Origin of the sequence: Methanobrevibacter acididurans (genome assembly GCF_046197875.1) — an archaeon.
GTDB lineage: Archaea > Methanobacteriota > Methanobacteria > Methanobacteriales > Methanobacteriaceae > Methanobrevibacter_A > Methanobrevibacter_A acididurans.
The window spans coordinates 459,452-481,071 of the sequence record NZ_CP166991.1 but is presented as its reverse complement, the minus strand read 5'-3'; the positions used below and the strand labels follow the sequence as shown (position 1 = coordinate 481,071).

The 21,620-nt window shown below is 27.7% G+C and carries 19 protein-coding genes and 4 tRNA genes; 8 read left to right on the top strand and 15 right to left on the bottom strand.

Going from position 1 to position 21,620, the window contains the following annotated elements:
• Positions 1-109 precede the first annotated feature (109 nt).
• Positions 110-1,990: an ATP-dependent protease LonB gene (gene lonB / locus ACA135_RS02385; RefSeq protein WP_409199072.1), complete on the bottom strand. Its 1,881-nt coding sequence runs from the start codon at positions 1,988-1,990 to the stop codon at positions 110-112.
• A 452-nt stretch (positions 1,991-2,442) separates the two neighbouring features.
• On the opposite strand from lonB, the gene cobQ reads away from it, so the two are divergent.
• Positions 2,443-3,993: a cobyric acid synthase CobQ gene (gene cobQ / locus ACA135_RS02380; protein WP_409198708.1), complete on the top strand. Its 1,551-nt coding sequence runs from the start codon at positions 2,443-2,445 to the stop codon at positions 3,991-3,993.
• Positions 3,994-4,033: 40 nt separating this feature from the next.
• Here the strand turns inward: cobQ and ACA135_RS02375 are convergent, their stop codons facing one another.
• The 6 genes from ACA135_RS02375 to ACA135_RS02350 all read right to left on the bottom strand — a co-directional run bounded on the left by ACA135_RS02375 (position 4,034) and on the right by ACA135_RS02350 (position 8,804).
• Positions 4,034-4,492, bottom strand: a complete 459-nt coding sequence (locus tag ACA135_RS02375; RefSeq protein WP_409198707.1) for a GNAT family N-acetyltransferase — start codon at positions 4,490-4,492, stop codon at positions 4,034-4,036.
• 448 nt (positions 4,493-4,940) lie between these two features.
• A complete protein-coding gene (locus ACA135_RS02370; RefSeq protein ID WP_409198706.1) occupies positions 4,941-5,945 on the bottom strand; it encodes a M48 family metallopeptidase in 1,005 nt (334 codons plus the stop codon).
• A 191-nt stretch (positions 5,946-6,136) separates the two neighbouring features.
• Positions 6,137-7,297: a thiolase domain-containing protein gene (locus ACA135_RS02365; protein ID WP_409198705.1), complete on the bottom strand. Its 1,161-nt coding sequence runs from the start codon at positions 7,295-7,297 to the stop codon at positions 6,137-6,139.
• A 36-nt stretch (positions 7,298-7,333) separates the two neighbouring features.
• On the bottom strand, positions 7,334-8,374 hold the full coding sequence (locus ACA135_RS02360) for a hydroxymethylglutaryl-CoA synthase (protein WP_409198704.1): 1,041 nt from the start codon (positions 8,372-8,374) through the stop codon (positions 7,334-7,336).
• Positions 8,375-8,654: 280 nt separating this feature from the next.
• Positions 8,655-8,728 (bottom strand) — tRNA-Gly (locus ACA135_RS02355).
• 2 nt (positions 8,729-8,730) lie between these two features.
• Positions 8,731-8,804 (bottom strand) — tRNA-Gly (locus ACA135_RS02350).
• Between the two features lie 136 nt (positions 8,805-8,940).
• On the opposite strand from ACA135_RS02350, the gene ACA135_RS02345 reads away from it, so the two are divergent.
• On the top strand, positions 8,941-9,705 hold the full coding sequence (locus ACA135_RS02345; protein ID WP_409198703.1) for a nitroreductase family protein: 765 nt from the start codon (positions 8,941-8,943) through the stop codon (positions 9,703-9,705).
• 44 nt (positions 9,706-9,749) lie between these two features.
• Here ACA135_RS02345 and ACA135_RS02340 read toward each other — a convergent pair whose 3' ends face one another.
• On the bottom strand, positions 9,750-11,210 hold the full coding sequence (locus tag ACA135_RS02340) for a sodium-dependent transporter (protein WP_409198702.1): 1,461 nt from the start codon (positions 11,208-11,210) through the stop codon (positions 9,750-9,752).
• A gap of 128 nt (positions 11,211-11,338) precedes the next feature.
• Between ACA135_RS02340 and cbiD the strand changes: the two genes are divergently transcribed.
• The 4 genes from cbiD to ACA135_RS02320 all read left to right on the top strand — a co-directional run bounded on the left by cbiD (position 11,339) and on the right by ACA135_RS02320 (position 16,298).
• Complete coding sequence (gene cbiD, locus ACA135_RS02335; protein WP_409198701.1) at positions 11,339-12,442, top strand: cobalt-precorrin-5B (C(1))-methyltransferase CbiD; 1,104 nt, start codon at positions 11,339-11,341, stop codon at positions 12,440-12,442.
• A 30-nt stretch (positions 12,443-12,472) separates the two neighbouring features.
• Complete coding sequence (locus ACA135_RS02330; protein WP_409198700.1) at positions 12,473-13,570, top strand: glycosyltransferase family 4 protein; 1,098 nt, start codon at positions 12,473-12,475, stop codon at positions 13,568-13,570.
• A gap of 73 nt (positions 13,571-13,643) precedes the next feature.
• Positions 13,644-14,114, top strand: a complete 471-nt coding sequence (moaC, locus tag ACA135_RS02325; RefSeq protein WP_409198699.1) for a cyclic pyranopterin monophosphate synthase MoaC — start codon at positions 13,644-13,646, stop codon at positions 14,112-14,114.
• 114 nt (positions 14,115-14,228) lie between these two features.
• On the top strand, positions 14,229-16,298 hold the full coding sequence (locus ACA135_RS02320) for a DEAD/DEAH box helicase (protein WP_409198698.1): 2,070 nt from the start codon (positions 14,229-14,231) through the stop codon (positions 16,296-16,298).
• Between the two features lie 51 nt (positions 16,299-16,349).
• Here the strand turns inward: ACA135_RS02320 and ACA135_RS02315 are convergent, their stop codons facing one another.
• The 4 genes from ACA135_RS02315 to ACA135_RS02300 form a co-directional block, all read right to left on the bottom strand.
• Positions 16,350-16,658, bottom strand: coding sequence for a hypothetical protein (locus tag ACA135_RS02315; RefSeq protein ID WP_409198697.1), 309 nt, complete (start codon positions 16,656-16,658; stop codon positions 16,350-16,352).
• 134 nt (positions 16,659-16,792) lie between these two features.
• A complete protein-coding gene (locus ACA135_RS02310; RefSeq protein ID WP_409198696.1) occupies positions 16,793-17,293 on the bottom strand; it encodes a DUF308 domain-containing protein in 501 nt (166 codons plus the stop codon).
• A gap of 135 nt (positions 17,294-17,428) precedes the next feature.
• On the bottom strand, positions 17,429-17,731 hold the full coding sequence (locus ACA135_RS02305) for a DUF2098 domain-containing protein (RefSeq protein ID WP_409198695.1): 303 nt from the start codon (positions 17,729-17,731) through the stop codon (positions 17,429-17,431).
• Positions 17,732-17,767: 36 nt separating this feature from the next.
• Entirely contained in the window at positions 17,768-18,076 is a 309-nt protein-coding gene (locus ACA135_RS02300; RefSeq protein ID WP_409198694.1) for a PRC-barrel domain-containing protein, read from the bottom strand.
• Between the two features lie 135 nt (positions 18,077-18,211).
• Here ACA135_RS02300 and ACA135_RS02295 point away from each other — a divergent pair, with 135 nt between their 5' ends.
• Together ACA135_RS02295 and deoC are read left to right on the top strand one after the other, a co-directional pair.
• Complete coding sequence (locus ACA135_RS02295; protein WP_409198693.1) at positions 18,212-19,882, top strand: tRNA uridine(34) 5-carboxymethylaminomethyl modification radical SAM/GNAT enzyme Elp3; 1,671 nt, start codon at positions 18,212-18,214, stop codon at positions 19,880-19,882.
• A gap of 126 nt (positions 19,883-20,008) precedes the next feature.
• On the top strand, positions 20,009-20,761 hold the full coding sequence (gene deoC / locus ACA135_RS02290) for a deoxyribose-phosphate aldolase (protein ID WP_409198692.1): 753 nt from the start codon (positions 20,009-20,011) through the stop codon (positions 20,759-20,761).
• A 109-nt stretch (positions 20,762-20,870) separates the two neighbouring features.
• Here the strand turns inward: deoC and ACA135_RS02285 are convergent.
• From ACA135_RS02285 to ACA135_RS02275, 3 genes are all read right to left on the bottom strand, one after another.
• A tRNA-Phe gene (locus ACA135_RS02285) sits at positions 20,871-20,944 on the bottom strand.
• Positions 20,945-20,947: 3 nt separating this feature from the next.
• Positions 20,948-21,019, bottom strand: a tRNA-Val gene (locus tag ACA135_RS02280).
• A gap of 321 nt (positions 21,020-21,340) precedes the next feature.
• On the bottom strand, positions 21,341-21,541 hold the full coding sequence (locus tag ACA135_RS02275) for a histone family protein (protein ID WP_409198691.1): 201 nt from the start codon (positions 21,539-21,541) through the stop codon (positions 21,341-21,343).
• Between the last annotated feature and the right edge of the window lie 79 nt (positions 21,542-21,620).

Here is a 21,620-nt window from a genome sequence, read left to right as displayed (position 1 = left end):
ATAATAAGGTTTTTAAAAATAATTAAATTAAAATAAAAAAATTGAGATAAAATAAAAATAAAAAATAGAAAAGATAGTTATAATGAAAATATTATAACTAAAAATTTAATTAATGTGCATTTGGAGTTTTGATAGTGCTTTCAGGTATATTATCAGCAACATGATTTCCAAGTTTTTTAATATGATTAATTAAATTATCTTTCTTATTACCATTTATTAAAATGTGTTCGAGAACATCACTAAGAGTACTCATTGGAATAATTTTAATCATTTTTTCATACTTAGATTCTATCATAACATCTTTCATATTACTTTTTGGGATTAAAACAGTTTTTATTCCGGCTTCTGCAGCAGCTTCAATTTTACCTGTTGCTCCACCAATAGGCATTACATCCCCACGGACATTTAAAGAACCGGTTAATGCAACAGTCTGATCAAGTGGTATATCTTCGATTGCACTTATTACAGCTGCAGCTATAGATACACTAGCACTGTCTCCTTCAACACCATCATATGTTTGAATGAATTGAACATGTATATCATAATCAGAGGTATCTTTATCTGTATATTTCTTAACTAGTGCACTTACATTTTGTACAGATTCTTTAGCTATTTCTCCAAGTTTTCCTGTTGCTATAATTTTCCCTTCATTTTTACTTTGTGCAGGTGCAGCTTCAGCAGCAATTGGTGATACAATACCTGATCTGTCACCGATTATTGCTAAACCATTTACCATACCAACTTTTCCACCTTTAGGGTTAAACATACTGTATTCTTTTCTTTGAACAATGGACATATCAGCCATTTGTTGTTCTAATGTTCTAGAATATTTTTTAGCAGTGATTACATGATCCGCTGTTACAAATGGTGCAGATTGTTCAATTGCAACATCTCCTGCAGCTCTTACTAATCCACCTAAATCTCTGAGTTTAAGTGTTAAAGAATCTTTTTTACCAGATCTACGTTTTGCTTCTAATATTATTTCATCAAGTGCATCAGGTTTGAATTGAGGGATTCTTCCATCGTTTTTTATTTCTTGTGCTACAAATTGCACTAATTTTTTACGATTTTCTAAAGTATCTTCCATTGAATCCTTCATGAAAACTTCATAACCATATCCTCTTATTCTTGAACGCATTGCTGGATGCATCCCTTCTAATACTTTAATATTACCAGAAGCAACTAACACAAAGTCACATGGAACAGATTGAGATCTTACCATAGCACCACTACTGTTTTCACTTTGTCCTGTGATAGAATATTTTTTTTCTTGCATTGCGGATAATAATTCTTGTTGAGTTTTAGTAGACATTGTTCCAATTTCATCAATGTATAAAACTCCTTTATTAGCTTTATGAATCATACCTGCTTCTACACGTTCATGTGCAGGTGTTCCTAAACCTCCAGATTGGTATGGATCGTGTCTTACATCTCCGAGTAATGCTCCTGCATGTGATCCAGTTCCATCCATGAATGGTGCAAATCTTCTATCCCCATTATTAACTAATAATTTTGGAGATAATGTTGTGTTTTTTGGTTTAATTTGCATTGCAATAAATATAATTAGTAATACAGCGATTATTGCTTCAAATATTTTTTGGTAGTATAAACCTAAAGCAAATATTGCAGCTACTGCAAACATAACTAACATCATTTTCTTTTCTTCATAAACTTTTGCATTAGATTTGTTTGCTTTTACGATTTTTTTACCTTCACCTGCAGGTACAGGTCTAATAATTGGATTATTAGGGTCTTCTGCATTAGGGTATACTAAAATATCTTGTAATACTTCAGGTGGTAATAATTCAGCCATTCCTTTTGCAAGCATTGATTTTCCTACACCAGGATCTCCAATAAGGAGAACATTTCTTCTTTGTTTTGCTGCCTTTTTAATAGTTTCTACTGATTCTTCATGCCCAATTACTTGGTCTATTAAAAGTGGCGGTACATTTATGTCACCAGTATTGCCTATATTCTCATAGTCAAGCATAGGTTTATTTGTAGAAGGAACAAATTTTTCTTCTTCAGATTGTTCTTTTTCTTCTTCTACTTTTTCATCAACAAAATCAGTTGTTGATTTTTCTTCAAATTTCATGGTAAACCTCTGTTTTTTCGAGTTTTAATTTGTTTTACATTTAATGTTTTTAATAAATTTTTGTTACTTAAAGTTTCTATTTATTAATTATATTTAAATGTATATAAACATATTGAATTTAATTAATTTTTGTAAGTTTAATATTTTAGTTCTAAATTACTGTTAATAAAAATGATTAATTAAAAATATTAATTAAGTTTTTAACAATATTTATTTAAATATTTTATATCATATAAATTTTGTTCCAAACATTAAAAAAAATCAAGCCAAATTAAATTAATAAAAATTAACTTTAATAAATATAAAAAATAAAAAAATAACTAAAATTATAAAAGGAAAAAAATATTATGACAAAATGTATCATGATTCAAGGTACCTCATCAAATGCAGGAAAAAGTGTAGTAACAGCAGCACTATGTAGAATATACGCAAATAGAGGATACAAAGTAGCACCTTTCAAATCACAGAATATGTCATTGAACTCATTTACAACATATGAAAATAAAGAAATGGGAATTGCACAAGTTTTACAAGCAAATGCTGCAAAAGTAGAACCTAGTGTGCACATGAACCCCATATTATTAAAACCTAAAGGAGAGTTCACATCACAGGTAATAATTCAAGGAACAGCAATAGGAGATATGAATTTTTATGATTACCAACACAATTGTAGAGAATATGCATTAAACGCAATAAATGAATCATTAAACATTTTAAAAGAAAAAAATGATATTATAATAATAGAAGGAGCAGGATCTCCAGCTGAAATAAATATGCGTAAAGAGGACATAGCAAATATGGAAATAGCGCATATTGCTGATGCTAATGTTATATTAGTAGCAGATATAGATAGGGGAGGAGTTTTTGCATCAATAGCAGGAACATTCCAATTACTAGATGAACATGACAAATCAAGACTTAAAGCTGTGATAATAAACAAATTTAGTGGAAACTTAAACATATTACAACCAGGAATAGAAAAAATAGAAAAAATCATAAATGCTCCCATATTAGGAGTATTGCCTTATGATCATAGCTTAAAATTACCTGAAGAAGATTCTGCAAGTTTATATGAACATAAATTTAAATCAAATAAACCTATAACTATAGGTGTGATAAAACTTCCAAAAATAGCTAATTTCACTGATATAGATCCTTTTGAATTTGAAGAAGATGTTGGATTAAAATTAATAGATCTTAATGAAGAAATTGGAAATGTAGATGCATTAATAATTCCAGGTACAAGAAACACAATTTTAGATACAATTGCATTAAAAGATAGTGGAAAAGCAGATGAAATCATAAAATTAAGTGCAAAAATACCAATCATTGGCATTTGCGGAGGATATCAAATGCTTGGAAATAATATTTATGATGAATCTAAAAAAGAATCTAAAAAAGGAACAATAAAAGGTTTGGGATTGTTAAATATAGATAGTCACTTTGAAAGAAAGGAAAAAGTAGTGGAACAAAGCGAAGCTATTCTTGCAAATGAAATCATTGAAAATTTTGGAAATAATGAAAATGGTAATATTGGAGAAATTTTCAATAAAATAAGTGGTGAAAAAATTACTGGTTATGAATTACATGAAGGTACAACAGTTTTAAATGGGTCACTGCCATTATTAAAAATTAAAAAAGGTATTGGTAACAATGAAAACAGTACTTTTGATGGTGCAGTAGAAAAAAATGTAATTGGAACATATTTTCATGGGATATTCCATAATTATAATTTCAGAAGAGAATTTTTAAATTATATCAGAGAACAAAAGGGAATTCCTATTAATAATGGATTAGACCCTTATGAAACAAATAAAGATTTAAATATTGAAAAATTAGCTAAAATTGTTGAGGAAAATGTTGACATGGATTATATTGATAAATTATTATTTGAATAAAAAAAAAATTTATATTTGCAATACCTACGATTAATGAACTTTAATCAGTTGATAATTTTTCAAAGTATACAGCACGAACATTAGGTTTTATAAATTCTGCTTTAAACTCTTTGTACCCATTATTTCTGAAAAAATCTAAATTATTTGAAATAATATCTGAAGAAAAAAATTCGTAACGTTTACTAGGTAATAATTTTTCAGCAGCATCTAATAATTTTGAACCAATTCCATTTCCAGTTAAATTAGGATCAACTATTAATCTTTCTATAAAAACAGTATCTTCTTTTTTAAATGCTCTAACAGAACCTACAATATGACCTAAATCATCAATAGCTTTTAAAATAACTCCATTAAAGAATGCTTCTTCAATTTCTTCTTCAGTTTCTTTTAAAGGATCAAGTTCGTAGTCATCTAAAATTTCAGCCTCTTTTTGATATGCCAAATATTGCAATTCAAGTATTGATCTTAAATCTGAAATTGTAGCTTCTAATATCAACATAAAAAAATATTAATTTTTCATATAAATAAAGTTTATCCTTTTTTTGTTTCAAATAAATAAAACATTGAATAAATAACTAATGTATTTAATCTTAAATTAAATTTAAATTGGACAAATAAAAGAAAATTGGGAAATATTATTAAATAAGGAGTATTATAAAAAAAAGTATTTAATCTTAAAATTAAATGATTAATGTAATACTAAAATAAGAGAAATTATAAAATTAATAATGAAAAACTAATAATACTTCAAAATATATGAATAATTATAATATTTAAAGATTTAAGAGAAATAATCTGGGATAATTTAAAAATATTAGTAGAAATATAAAATTAAAATAAAAAATATGAAAAATTATAATTTAAAAATTGAAAATAAGGATTTATTAAATATGAATTATTGAATGAATAAATAATAATAAGTTTATTACTAAAATTTTTTATCAAAATTATTTTAAAGAGTATCCACAATTAGAACAAAATAGGTCTTCATTATTGATTATTGTACCACAATTAGGACACTTTAATAATGCATTAAGTTTATGACCACACTTTGTGCAAAAATGAGCATCAATATCTACAGGCTGTCCACAATTTTGACAATACACTTGATTATCAATTTTATTAACTGAATTATTTGGATTAAATTCATCCATTATTTGAGGCATATAATTCTGTTGATTAATTGAATTATTTTTTGAATTAATATAATTTTTTGAATTTAAGGAATCTTCCAAAATTGGAGTGCTATAAAAGTCTTTGTGGTTATCTATTTCTAAAATAATTTCTTTCATTGCATCAATTCTTTTTTGATCTGATGGATGTGTTGAGAAAAAATCATGTGCATTAGAATTTTGTTTACTCATATCTTGCCAAAATAAGGGAATATTTCTAATGTTATAACCTGCTAAATAAATAATCATCATCCCTAATTTATCTGCTTCTAACTCTTGGGATCTTCCAAAAGGTTTCATTAATAAAAATTCAGAACCAATATCTGCCACATTAACTGCAGCTCTTGTAATATCTCCTAATCCTCCTAGTCCTGCAAAATCAAGAGCTAAACTTCCAACTCTTGTTACAGTAGTTAATGTGTTTTTAGCTTTATAGTTACTTGCTTGGGTTCTGGAGTGGTCCAATAAAGCATGAGCCATTTCATGGCCTAAAATAAAAGCTATTTTTTCTTCATTATTTGCTATTGATAATATTCCTGAATACACAACTATTTTACCTCCAGGCATACAAAAAGCATTAACTGTATTACTTGAGACTAAATGAAACTCCCAATCATAATAATTCTCTGTATAATCTATCCGCCCAATTTTCAATAAATAATCTTCAACAGCATTAATTAGTTTACTGGATACATTAAATATTAATTGAGCTTGAGGAGTATCATCTAATAATTGACTTTGATTAATAATATTGTAGTATTGTGCATAAACTTGATTCAAAAATCTATCATCATCTACAATATCAAAGTGATTTTTTCCTGTGAAAGGATTAATATTACTTCTTTTATTCTTCTTTATCTTAATAACCCCCTTTAATATTATTAAAATAATGTTTTAAACAAATTAGTGAAAAATTAAAAAAAAGTTATTTTTTTATGAAAAAAATAATAAAAAATGAATTTTATGCAAATTTAATTTTGATCCCGAGAAAGAATATGAACTGTTGCAGTACCTCCAGTACCACCTACATTATGAGTCATACCAATTTCAGCACCATCTACTTGACGTTTACCTGCGTCTCCTCTTAATTGCCAGGAAATTTCACAAGCTTGAGCGATACCTGTTGCTCCAAGAGGATGTCCTCTTGCTTTAAGTCCTCCTGAAGGATTTATTGGGAAGTCTCCATCAATTCTGGTTTGACCATCTTCGATAACTTTTCCACCATTTCCTTTTTCTGTAAATCCTAAATCTTCTACTGCTAATAATCCATTGATTGAGAAACAATCATGAACTTCTGTTACATCAATATCTTTAACAGTGACTCCAGCCATATCATAAGCTTTTTTAGCTGCTACTTTAGTAGCATTTAATGTGGTCATGTCTTTTCTATCGTGTAATGCAATACTATCAGAAGATTGTGCGGATGCTTTAACATATATTGGAGTATCTGTATATTTATGTGCATCTTCTGCAGGACATAAAACTACAGCTGCTGCCCCATCTGAAACTGGAGAACAATCTAATAATGTTAAAGGGTCAGCTACTTTAGAAGAGTTTAAAACTTTTTCTGTAGTGATTTCAAACGGAAATTGAGCATATGGGTTATATTGTGCATTGTGGTGATTAACTACGCTCACTTCTGCTAATTGTTCTCTGGTAGTTCCATATTCATACATATGTCTTCTAGCAATCATTGCATATAATGATGGGAATGTAGCTCCTTGTTGAGCTTCCCATTCTTGATCTGATGCAGTTGCAATTGCAGGGGTTGCATCTACAACATCAGTCATTTTTTCAACACCTGCACTGATAACAATGTCTTCATAACCTGATGCTACTGTAATGATTCCTTGTCTTAAAGCTAAACTTCCTGATGCACATGCCGCTTCAACACGAGTACATGGTACTGGATTTAAACCCATATGATCAGAAATAAGTGAAGCTATATGTTCTTGATCTACGAATAAACCGGATGACATATTCCCAACATACATTGCACCAATATCATCACCAGAAATACCTGAATCTTTAATAGCTCCAAGTCCTGCTTCAGCTATTAATTCTCTAAATGAAGTATCCCATAATTCTCCGAATTTTGTTTGGGCTACTCCTATAATTGCAACATCTCTCATAAAATATCACCTTAAATCTTTTTTCTCCCTTTAATATTATGCCATTCGAATTTTTCCTTTATATTTAGCATAAACTGCATAATCAACATAATGTTTATCATCTATATAGTCTTGAGTTTTTGGAGCTAATTCTTGGATTTCTTTTAATCTATCATTTACTGTTAATGTGAATCCATCACTACCTGCACCTGACCCATAAGATATTATGAATATTTTATCTCCTGATTCTGCTTTGTCTAATACATTTGATAATGCTAATGGAACAGCTCCAGAGTATGTGTTTCCAATATTTGGAGTTAATAAACCATATTTATATTGTTCAGGTTTAAATCCTAATTTTCTAGCAGCTCTAAGATAAAATTTTCCGTTTGGTTGGTGGAAAATTGCATAATCATAATCTTCAGGTTTTGAATCTGTTTTTTCAAATAAACCTTTTGCAGCTCCAAATACGTGTTTATAATATGCAGGGTCTCCGGTGAATCTTCCACCATGAGATGGATAAGGTTGACCTTCTCTTCTATAAAAGTCCGGGGTATCTGTAGTGAAACTGTATGTAGTTTCTATATCTGCTATTGTATTTTTTTTACCAATAATGTAAGCAGCTCCACCTGCTGATGCTGTGTATTCTAATGCATCACCTGGTGCACCTTGAGATGTATCAGCACCTATTGCTAAACCATAATCAATCATACCAGAATCAACTTCACCCATTACAGCTTGCATACCTGCAGTTCCAGCTTTGCATGCAAATTCTAAATCTGCAGCAGTTAATTCAGGAGTTGCTCCTATAGCTTCAGCCACTATAGTTGCAGTTGGTTTAACTGCATAAGGATGAGATTCAGATCCCACATATACTGCACCTAATTTTTGTGGATCAATTTCTGCTCTTTTTAATGCATTTCTTGCTGCAGTTACTGCAATTGTTGCAGTATCTTCATCTGATGCAGGAACTGATTTTTCATTAACAACTAATCCATTTGATATAGATTCTGGATCGTCTCCCCATACTTTTGCAATTTCTTCTACTTTGATTCTATATGAAGGTACATAAGCTCCATATCCAACAATTCCAGCCATAAAATCACAACCATTTATATTTTTTATTTAAAAATTTTTTTATCAATATAATTTTAAAATTTTTTTAAAATAGTAATTAGTATAAATTTTAAAATTTTTATTAATTAATTTATATTAATAATAGTTTAAAATTTTTTTATATAAATAATTATTGTTTTTTAAAAAATAAGAATTTAAAGTTTATTAAATCTAATAAATAATGTATTTTAGGGTTTAAAAAATTAGATAAAAAACATATCAATTAATATTATAATGAAATATTAATTTTAAAAATAGTAAATGCAGCCGCCGGGATTCGAACCCGGGTTGTAGGCTTGGAAGGCCCAAGTAATAACCAGACTATACCACGGCTGCAATGCGGCGTCCGGGATTTGAACCCGGGTCTCTAACGTGGCAGGCTAGAGTCTTAACCAGGCTGGACTAACACCGCTAAATTACATACAACAATAAAGTGTTAGTTTTCATCATATATAAATCTTATGGAAAAATTTTCAATTCTTTTATATATTTATAAAAATAAGTTAAAATATTGAATTTTATTTCATGAAAAGTAGGAAGAAAAAATTATGTTAAATGAAAATTTATATGATTCAATATTTCATAGAAAATCTATTCGAAATTATGATATGAATTCTGATTTAAATATTGAAAAAGTAAAAGAAATTTTAGACAATACAGAGAGATTGAATAAAACACCTGTTGAATTCAAAATTATAACAAGTAATTACTTAAATACTATTTATATGAAACCTGCTCCTTATTATATTGCAGCTTTCTCTGAAAATTCAAATTCTGGTTTGAATAATATAGGTTTCATACTTGAACAATTAGATCTTTACTTTTCAAAAAATAATATAGGAGCTTGTTGGGAAGGTATTCCAAGAGCAAAAAATAAATTGAAAAATTTAAGTGAACTTAAATATGGAATTGTCCTTGCATTCGGAAAAACAAAAGAAAAAATACATAGAAAAGATAAAACAGAATTTATTAGAAAACCTTTAGATGAAATAAGTAATTTTAACCATATTAAAGATAATGATATAACAATAAGAATACTCGAAAGCTTACAATATGCCCCTTCAGCAAGTAATACTCAACCATGGTATGTTTATTTTAATAATAATAACTCTATAGATTATTATTGTAAAAAACCTTCATTTATTGATAAAAAAATAGGTATGGGTAACTTTAATCAAATTGATGCAGGGATAGGTTTATTATGTTTATGTTTAGGGATAAAAAATGAAAATAAAGAATATACAATTAATTTTGATGATTTGAAGAATAATTTAGATGATTACTCCCAAATATGCACTATAAACATTGAATAAAAAAAATATAAAATTACTTAAATTTAATTAAATAATAAAATTTTTTAACGCTCAGGTAATATTGTCAAAATACTTGGAACAATGATTATTACTAATGCAAGAATCAATTGTATTATTATATAATTAATGTTTCCTGAGGCAAATAAACCATATAATCCAGTAATCCACACTATAAATAAAATTATAGGTATAACATATTTTATAATATTTGTCCAAAATTTACCCATATTTAATTTAGAATTATTATTTAAAACATTTAATAAATCATCAATTTTATAATACCAACCAAATATTATACATTGACAAATTATTCCAAATAAAATTCCAAATTGATTTAAAAAACTATCACATATTTCTAGTAAATAACTACCAGAACCAGTAGCAAATATTAAAGATATTCCAAAACCAACTAAACAGAGTAATGTAGAAGCACTTTTTCTACTTATATTAAATTTTCGATTTATTGCTAAAGATAATGGTTCTAAAAAGGATATAGTAGTTGTAATTCCTGCAAAAAATATACATAAAAAGAACAAAGGCCCTATTATATATGCATAATTACCCATTATATTTAGTACCGTAGGAAATACAACAAATATTAAACCAACTCCTTGTGTAATAATTTGATTAAATGGTATTCCCTGTGAAAAAGACATAAAGCCAATGATAGAAAATACTCCAAATGCAGTAAAAACTTCAAAACCACAATTAGACGCTACAACAATAAAACCATTTTTAATTAAATCTGAACCTTCAGGTAAATAACTAGTATAAGATGTAATTACTGCCATTCCTAAACTTAAAGAGAATAGAATTTGACCAAAAGCAGCAAGCCATACAGATGGCGATAACAACATACTCCATTGAGGTTTAAGCAAGTAAGAATAACCAATATTGGAACCTGATAGAGTTAGTGAATATAACACAATTATAACCATCATGATAACAAGTAAAGGTATTAACAACTTAGTAACTCTACCAATTCCAGAATTTAAATCAGTACGGGAAATTGCCCAAATTAAAAACCAAATAAAAACTAAACTAACAACAACAGGCCATACAATATAACTCAATCCAGAAAAACCATTATGACTATGCAGCAATGAATTTGTTAAAAAAGCAGAGGGATTAGAACCCCAACCTTTAAAAAAGCTTAGAATTATATAAATTAAATCCCAACCAATAATACATACGTAATAACACAAAATCAAAAAAGATATTAAAGCAACAAACCAACCAAGCACTTCAAACTTAGGTTTAATTTTTTTCAAAATTTCAGATAAAGATGTTTTAAATTTGAATCCTATACTATATTCTAAAAATAAGAAAGGTAAGCCTAAAATAAAAATAGCACATAAGTAAGGAATTAAAAATGTCCCCCCACCATTAGTATAAGCTACATATGGATATCCCCAGATATTACCTAAACCAATAGCAGCACCAATCATTGCCATTAAGAAAGAAAAATTATTATCCCATACAGGCACTTTTTTCTCATTTGCCATATCAACATTTTTCCTAAATAATTTATAAAATTAATAAATATATTTTCTACTTTTTTTAATAAATAATTTATCCTATAAAAAAATAATAAATATATAATTAAAATAATAAAATAAAAGATTTTTATACCATGATAAAAAAAGAAAACAAAGTAAAAACTGGAGTAACTACAGGAAGTTTAGCTACAGCTACAGCACTAGCTAGTTTACAGAAGGTTCTAAATCAAAAACTTAATATTAAAAATGTAGATATTATAACTCCAATAAAAACATTAAATATAATAATTAAATCTTGTAAGATGATTTCTAAGAATAAAGCTGAAAGTTCTAGTGTTAAATATCCATATAATGATCCGGATGTCACTGTAGGATTAGATATTGTAAGTACTGTGGAATTATGTGATAAAAAAGATAAATTTGAGGCAAATATTCAAATTTATGGAGGTAAAGGAGTTGGAATAATTACTAAACCAGGTTTGCAAATCCCAATAGGTGAAGCGGCAATAAATCCTATACCTCGAAAAATGATTAAGGAAAATTTAGAAAAAATTTTACCACCAAATAAAGTTGCGAAAGTTATAATAAGCATACCTAATGGAGAACAAATTTCTAGTAAGACTATGAATCCCCGTCTTGGGATAGTTAATGGTATAAGTATTCTTGGAACTACAGGTATTGCAAGATCCATGGATAATACCGCTTATAAAAATTCTATTGTAACTCAAATTGATGTAGCTATTGCAGAAAATGTAGAAAATTTAGTATTTGTTCCCGGTAATATTGGTGAAAAATTAGCATTAAAAGATTTAAATGTTAAAAAAGGAGAGATTATTCAAACAGGTAATTTTATTGGATTTATGTTTGAAGAAGCTAAAAAAAGAGGAATAAGTAGTTTTACATTATTTGGGCATATTGGTAAGCTTGTTAAACTAGCTGGTGGTATATTTAACACTAAACATGCAGTAGCTGATGGTAGATGTGAAATATTTGCTGCACATGCAGCATTAGTTGGATGTGGAAAAGAAGTTATTGTTAAAATTTTTGAGGCAAAAACTACTGAGGAAATTATAAATATTCTAAAAAAAGAAAAATTAGATACAATGGTTCTAAATAGTATTGCAAATGCTATTAAAAGAAAATGTTTAAATAGATTTGATTTAGAATTAAATGTTATCCTTGTAGACATGGAAGGAAATATTTTAAACACAAATTATGATAATAGATTAATTAGATAAATATAAAATTTTTTATGAGATGATTAATAAATGAAAATAGCGATGGTTGGTCAATTTCCTCCACATATTGGAGGTGTAGGAGTCCATATTCATACATTATCTAAAGAATTAGTTAAACAAGGCCATGAAGTCTATGTGATTACTTACCCCCATAAAGATATTAAAGATATTGATGGAATACATGTAATTGGGACAAAAGGAATAAATATTCCCGGTCTTAGAGGATTATTATTTGGTATTAATGCTCAAAAATGTTTAAATAAATTAGTTCATGAAAAAAATATTGATATTATTCATGGACATTATCTTTTCCCTGCAGGTTATGCTGCAACTAAAGTAGGGAAAAAAAATAATATTACAACTTATGTTACTGCTCATGGATCAGATATGTTTGAATTATATGCAAAACATTTTTTAATTCATCCTATAATTAAAAAAGTTTTAAAAAATGCCGATCATATTTTAGCAGTTAGCCAAGCACTTAAAAAAGAGATTATTAAAACAAATATTAAAGGATTAGAAAATAAAATAAGTATTAATTGGAATTCTGTAGATACTGAACGTTTCAAACCTAATAATGACTACAATTTTAAGGATGAATTAAAAAATGATTATAATGTAAATATTAATAAGCCTATAATTTTATTTGTAGGAAATATAATTAAAAGAAAAAATGTTAAAACACTTATTGAAGCTAAAAATAAATTAAATAATGATTCAACATTAGTCATTGTAGGTAATGGGCCTTTATTAAATAGTTTAAAAGAGTATGTGAAAAAAGAAGATATTAAGGATGTGATTTTTCTAGGTGCTCGTGAGGATATAGAAAAAATTATTCCTAGTTGTGATATGTTAGTTTTACCTTCTTATAGTGAAAGTTTTGGTTTAGTTCTTATTGAGGCTTTAGCATGTGGTAAACCTATAATCGGCAGTGATGTTGGTGGAATTCGTGAAATTATTACAAAAGATGTTGGTTTGCTTATTAATCCTAATAGTAGTGATGATTTAAGTGAAAAAATTGATTTACTTTTAAATGATAAAGATTTATATGATAAATTTGCTTCTAATGCAAGAAACAGATCTTTTGATTTTTCAAAAGTTGAAATTCCATACAAAGAATTAAATTAAATATTTAAACTTTATTTATAAATTTTAAAGAAATATAATAATAATTTTAATTTTTTTATAATAGGTAATTAAAATGAAAGAAAAAGAATTTACTCATCTTACTAAAGATGGGATTCATATGGTTGAAGTTGGAGATAAACCATTACAAAGAAGAATGGCTATAGCTACTGGTAAAATTCATCTTCAAAAAAGTACAATTAAAATGATTGAAAATGCTGAAATTAAAAAGGGTAATGTATTAACAACTGCTCAAGTTGCAGGTATAAATGCTATTAAAAATACTTCTAATTTAATACCTTTATGTCATCCGTTAAGTATCAGTGGTATTGAAATAAATTTTAATATTGAAGATAGTGAAATTAGTACAACTGTTAGTGTTAAAACTACAGGACAAACAGGTGTTGAAATGGAAGCTATAACTGGTGTTAGTGTGGTTTTACTCACAATTTGGGATATGGTTAAAGCTGTAGAAAAAGATGAAAATGGTCAGTACCCTAATACTGCAATTAGTGATATCTGTGTATTAAAAAAGGAAAAAATTTAATAAAAAATATATTTTAATACTTTTCACATGCTAAGGAAAAAAGAAAGTATAAAGCATATAATATATTAAATTTAGAGAAAAATTTAATAAAATTTTATTTTTGGAGAGAAATTAATGGAAAATATTCCCGAAAACATTAAAGAGATACTTGAAGATTGTTATCCTTATATTAAAAAATTTAATCCCGCACAAAAAGCAGTTATTGAATCTGGATATTTGGATAATAAAGAAAATACGATTATAGCTATTCCAACAGCTAGTGGTAAAACTGTTTTAGGAGTTATGGCGGCATTAAAAACCATATTAAATGGAGGTAAAGCAGTTTATGCTGCTCCATTAATTTCTATACAAAATGAAAAAATTAAAGAATTTAAAAAATTTGAAAATCATGACATTACAATTGGTAGAAGTCCTAGAAGTTCAGATTTATCAGTGATGGTTTTTGAATCATTTGATGCTTTAACTCGTTTTTCATGGAACACACTTCGAGAAGTAGATACGATTATTATTGATGAATTTCATATGATAGGCGAATTTTCAAGAGGACCAACATTAGAATGTGCAATTACTAGAGCTAAAAAAATTAATCCTAATCTTCGAATTATTGCATTATCTGCAACTTTAGAGAATATGGATGAAATTGAAGGATGGTTAAATGCAAAAGTAATTGAACATGATTATCGTCCAGTACCGTTAAATAAAGAAGTATTAGATACTGAAATGTTTAATACTAAAAATAAGAATGATGTTATAGTTAAAATAATAGAGAAAGCATTAGAAGAAAATTCACAAGCCTTAAGTTTTGTATCAACTAGAAGATTTACTGAAAGTTTAGCTACTTATGTATCTGGGAAGATGAAGAAAAAAATTTCTAAAACACAAAAAGCAAAATTCAAGAAAGTAGCTGACGAATTATTAGATGTTCCTAAAAAGAAGGGATCTAAACCTACAAGTACTTGTGTTCGTTTAGCTGAAGCCGCAGAAAATGGCGCTGTATTCCATCATGCTGGTTTATTTAATGAGCAAAAAGAAATTATTGAAGATGAATTTAGAGCTGGAAATATTTTAATGATTGCTGCAACACCTAGTTTAATGTATGGTGTGAATTTACCAAGTAAATATGTTGCAATTAGAGATTATACTCGTTGGACATCTAGAGGGCCACAAAATATTCCGGTATTTGATTATTTGCAAATGTCCGGTCGAGCTGGTAGACCTCAATATGATACTGTTGGATATTCATATTTAATTGCTAAATCAATGGATGAAGCTATGGATTTAGAGGAAAGATATGTTCATGGATTAGTGGAACCTACTAATTCTAAATTAATTGAAAATAAAGATGCTGTTCTTAAACAAATAATTTCTCAAGTTGCATCTAATTTATCTAAAACACCCGAAGAATTACAGGAATTTTTTGAAATGACTTTTTATGGATATCAAATGAAAAATAATCCTAGTATGAGTCTTTTTGCTTCAGATAGTTTACAATTTGAGATACAATCTTCTTTAGAGTTTTTATTACAAAATGGTATTTTAATGGCTACTCCTAATGGTTTAAAAGCTACTGATTTCGGTAATTTGATTGCTAAGTCTAATTATGCTGTTGAAACTGCTGTTAAAATTAAGGAATATGCTTCCCATATTGAAGAATTTAATTCTTATGAACTTATTTATGCATTAGCAGAAACTCCGGATTTACCATTGATTTCTTTTAAAGGTAGAAAAAGTAAAGATCCTGTACGTGAAAAATTATCTAGTTTAGGATTATTTGCTGTTGATATTGGTAATCCTGAAGCAACTTGTGTAAGTTTAGTGGAATGGATTAATGAAAAAAATGAATTTCAAATTGAAAATGCTTATCATGTTTATAGTGCAAGTACTCGACGTTCTGCTTACGAAGCTAGTATGCTTGTTCGTTTTACAAAAAACACTTTAGAAGTTTTAGGAAAATATAATTTTAGTAAAGATTTAGATATTTTATCTGCAAGATTGTATTATGGTATTAAAGAGGATCTTATTCCTTTAGTTTTAGGTGTTAAAAGATTAGGTAGAAAACGTGCTAGAAGTTTAGTTGATATATTTGGTGAAGATTTAAGATTTGTTAGTGAAAAAGAATTACAAAAAGTTGATGGTATTGGTCCTACTTTAGCTAAAAAAATTCATGAATTTAGTGAATTATAAAAAAAATAAAATAGTTTTTAGAAAAATTTTTTTCTAAAAACTTCATTTAATTTAATCTATTTTTTGATTTTGTTGATAGTTATATGGTATGTAATGATCCATAGGATATTCTTGTGGGTAAGTATAAACTGTGTTACAGTAAGTTCTAGTTGTGTTTATATCTGCTCCATTTTGGTTGGAACAGTTAATGTCTAAAAATTGTCCTGAGTTTAAACAGTGATCGTTACATTGGCAAGATCCCATTATTGCGCCATTATCTGGTGATTTTGCAAGTGACACGTCTTGTGCAGATGCTGGAGATATTATGAGTAAGCTTATTGCTGCAATAAATACCAACAAAATTAATATTTTAGTTTTCATTTTTATTTTAACTCCTAAAGATTTTTTTTAGAAAATCTTTATATTATAATTTATTTTTTAAAACATATATAATTTGTTATTATGCGAACAGAATAATTTTTTAAAAAAATAAGGATAAAACATTGAAAAAATGTTTATCCTATAAATTCATCTCCATTTAAGTAAATAGCAATACCATCAACAATTAATGCTACTCCTAAAATAATAGCTACATAAAGTGGACTTGCCATTGAGAATACGCCTAAAATTATTGTGATAATCCCTAAAATTAACATTACAATTGCAGAACCTTTAGTAATAGGATGGACTCTAGCAAATAAACTTAAAATACCAGCGATTATTAACATTATTCCAATAATATAGAAGTATAATCCAATTAAATCACCGAATAAATTTAAATTACCTATTAAAATAATTCCAAATATAAATCCGATAATCCCTAAAATTATATATGTCGCAGATATTCCTTTAGAAAAACTCCATAAGTCTGCTCCACCAATAATGAAGTATAAACCTAAAATAAGCAAACTAAAACCTGCTAAGAAGGACATTAACATAGTACTTACATATGGGAAAACCATTACAAGAATACCTAATATAACTGCGATAATACCAACGATTTGTCTATTTTGCATAATATTTTCACCTCACAAATTTAAAATATTTATAAACATTTTATATTATGTAAGGATTAAAATATAAATATTATTATTTAAGTCTAAAAAATTTAAAAAAAGAAATAAAAAAATTATTAAAATTTGAATAAAAAATTAACCTGCTCCACAAGCATCAACATCCATAGCATTAGCTACAGCATCTTCTTTAACATTATTTTTCAAATCTTTAACTTTTTCTACTCTATCTTTATCATCATGAGCATATTTTTTAATATCATCTTTATTAATTACCTCAATAGTGTCTAAAGAGTACCATAAAGAATTTTCATTAAATTTAGCCCAAGTGGAATTATTTTCTATTTTTATATCAGAAACTTGGCCTACTGTCCCTGTTCCACCATAACGTGCATAAGAACCAATAGAAACAGTTTCTCCACGTATGTCACATGCTTCCATTTTTCCAAACACTCCTATTTTATAAAAGATTAAATTTTAATCTAAATTTACTTTTTCAGTTTCTGGTTTTGATTCTTTTTGAGATTCAGATTCAGATTCGGGATCTACTTCAACTGTTGGATTTTCTTTAGTTACAGTAGTATCTAATAGTACATAATCTCCAACACTCTTAATTTCAGCATAATCAAATAATAACTCATCATTAGATAAAATATTCTTTTTTAAAGTTACTGCAATTTGATTAATTTTTCCAGTTTCTGAATCAAAATCTAAATCACTGATTTTTCCTATTTCTTTAGCATTAACATCTAAAGCAAGCATTCCTAAAAGTTTTTTTACTCTCATTTTTTTAACCTCATATTTTATTAATATATAAAACAATTATTTAATATTATAGATATAAAAATTATAGTATGAAAAAATATATAAATCTAACTGATTTATTAATTAATTTTTATAAATTATTGGAGAATAAATTATATGGAAGAAGCTTGTCGAATAATTATTGAGGACATAAAAAATGGGAAAATTAAAACTCGACGTGATTTAGAAGTTGAAAAAAGACAACTTTGTAGAGATTTAAAATTAAACAAATTCATGAGCAATGCAGACATCCTTGAAGCAGCCACAATAGAAGAAAAAAGAAGTATTAGTGGTTTATTAAGAAAAAAACCTTCTAGAACTCTTTCAGGAGTTGCTGTTGTAGCTGTAATGTGTCACCCTCACGAATGTCCTCATGGAAGATGTTTTTACTGTCCAAAAAGTGATATTGCTCCACCAAGTTACACAGGTGAAGAACCAGCTGCACTTAGAGGTAGAATGTATGAGTATCATCCATATATCCAAACATTTAATCGAATCAAACAATTATATAGTATAGGACATCCTGTGGATAAAATTGAACTAATTATAATGGGTGGAACATTTCCATCTACAGATTTATCGTATCAAACTTGGTTTGTCTCTCAATGTTTAAAAGCTATGGTAGATTTTGGTATTGTACTTAAAAATATTGAAAAAGGGATGAAATTAAAAGATATTACAAAAGATATTATTAAAAAAGACCCTTTATATTCTAATAATATTTTAAAGACTTTTGCCCCTACTGATTATGTTATTTTAGAAGATGTGCAAAAAGCTAATGAATTTTCCAAAGTTCGTTGTGTTGGAATGACTTTTGAAACTAGGCCTGATTGGTGTAAAAAAGAACATGTAGATAGAATGTTAAATATGGGTGCTACTAGGGTTGAAATTGGAGTTCAAACAATACATGATGAAATTTATAAAAAAATGAAACGAGGACATAGTGTAAAAGATTCAATTGAAGCTAATCGTGTTTTAAGAGATTCTGGTTTAAAAGTTGCCATGCATTTAATGCCTGGTTTATTTCAAAGACAAAAAGAAGATCTTGAAATGTTCAAAACAGTTTTTACAAATGATTCTTATAAACCGGATATGTTAAAAATTTATCCTTGTCTTGTAACTAAAGGTAGTGAATTATATGATCTTTGGAAAGATGGTGGTTATGAACCTTATACTGATGAAGAAGCTGTTGAATTAATTGTTGAGATTAAGAAAATTCTCCCAAAGTGGGTCCGTACTATGCGTATTCAACGAGATATTCCTTCTACCCTTATTGAAGCAGGGGTTAAAAAATCTAATTTAGGAGAGTTAGTTTATAATAGATTAGATGAAGAAGGTATTAATTGTAAATGTATTCGTTGTAGAGAAATTGGTCATAAAGATAAAAATTATAATCTTGAAGATTTCCAATTGTTTGAAGAAAGTTATACTGCTGTTGAAGGTGAAGAAACATTTTTATCATTTGAAGATAGTAATGAAGAAAGTTTAGCTGGTTTTTTACGTCTACGCATGCCTTCTAAAAAGGTTCATCGTAGTGAGATTGGTGCAGATAGTGCACTTTTAAGAGAACTTCATGTTTATGGAAACATGTTAAAAATTGGAGAGAAAGCTAATAAAATTGGGCAACATAATGGTTTTGGTGAACGTTTAATTAAGCGTGCAGAAGAGTTATGTATTGATAAAGGAAAAAATGAACTTATTGTTACAAGTGGTATAGGTGCTAGAAACTATTATCGAAGATTTGGTTACGAACTTAAAGGACCTTACATGGCAAAAAAATTAATTTAATATTTTTGACTTAAAGAAAAATATTTATATAAGATATAAATTAATATGTTAGTATAATTACTAACAATAAGTAATATGAAAAACATTATAATTAAAAAATAAAATTTTAAAAAAGAAAGTGAAAAAATGGTAAACAACCTATTACGATTAAAAACTGAAGATGAAATAGCTAAATACATTGATTATGCATTTTTAGATAATACTGCATCTATAAAAGAAATAGATGAATTCATAGAAACAGCAAAAAAATATGAATTTTATGCAGTTGTAGTAGGACCAACATATATAAAATATGTATCCGAAAAACTAAGAAAAGAAAATATAAAAATTGTTAGCGTGATTGACTTCCCATTAGGATTTGGAACAACAACATCCAAAGTAGCTGAAGCAAAACAAGCAATAATAAATGGTGCAGATGAAATAGATATGGTAGCAAATATTCCTGCTTTAAAAAATAAAGATTATAAATTAATTCAAGAAGATATAAATGCAGTAAAAGAAGCTATTGGAGACCATATATTAAAAGTAATAATAGAATTAACATTAATCGATGAAACTGAAATAAAAGAAATATCAAAAACAATCGAAAAAACTAATGCAGATTATATTAAAACAAATACTGGATTTAGCGGAGCATGTAAATTTAACGAATTAGTAACATACTTAACAATAATAAGAAAATATGCCCCATCAAAACAAATTAAAGCATCAGGAGGAATCAATAATTTTAAAACAGTAAATAGAGTAATAGCTGCAGGAGCAGATAGAATAGGTACTTCTTCAGGACCAAAAATTATTGATCAATTAGAATTATCAAGTTCTAATACTGAAAAAAACGCTCCAGGCATATTTGATAAAAAACCAAAATATAAAGATTAAATACTTCTTCTCTTTTTAAATTTTTAAAATAAAAAAACAATATAATCAAAATTTATAAAAAAATAACCCAAATATTAGGTTATTATTAAAAAAATTAGTTAATAAAGAATGCCATAGGCCGGACTTGAACCAGCGACATCCAGATCTTCAGTCTGGCGTTCTCCCACTCTGAACTACTATGGCACATGGACCGAACGAGATTTGAACTCGTGATCACCTCCACGTCAAGGAGGTATCATACCCCTAGACCACCGGTCCCTACTTACTAAACTATATTCAAAGTCATATATAAAAGTTTCTATTAAAAAAATTTTTTACACAAATTTTGAATAAAATTTATTAACCTAAGCATGGAAACCAGTTAAGGTTAATACACACTTCGCTTAAGTGTGTATGGAAAATTTAAACGATAAACATAAATATTGAATATCCATAAAATTATGCTTTTTCTTAAATCAATGATAAATAATAATATTTAACTAATAAAATAAATTTATAGCAAATATTCTGATATAAATAATTGAATAAAAAAAATAATTGGCCAAAACTGGCCAATAGTTTAAAAACATGTCACAAAACTTATTTGATAGCTAATTTGATATCTTCAGCTTTGACAGTTTTTCTACCAGCGTGGCGTGCGAAATTAACAGCTTTTTGTGCTATTGCATCACCTTGTTCTTCTAATGCTTCAGCTAATGCGATTTTTGCATCATCAGAAATTCTTTGTGCGCCAGCGTTTTTTAATATACGGCCTACAGGTGCGATTGGTAATTCACTCATATTTTCACCTCCAATTGAATGTTGTATTACTTAGTATATAAAGGTATTGTTTTTTTAAGAACTAAAAACCCACTATATA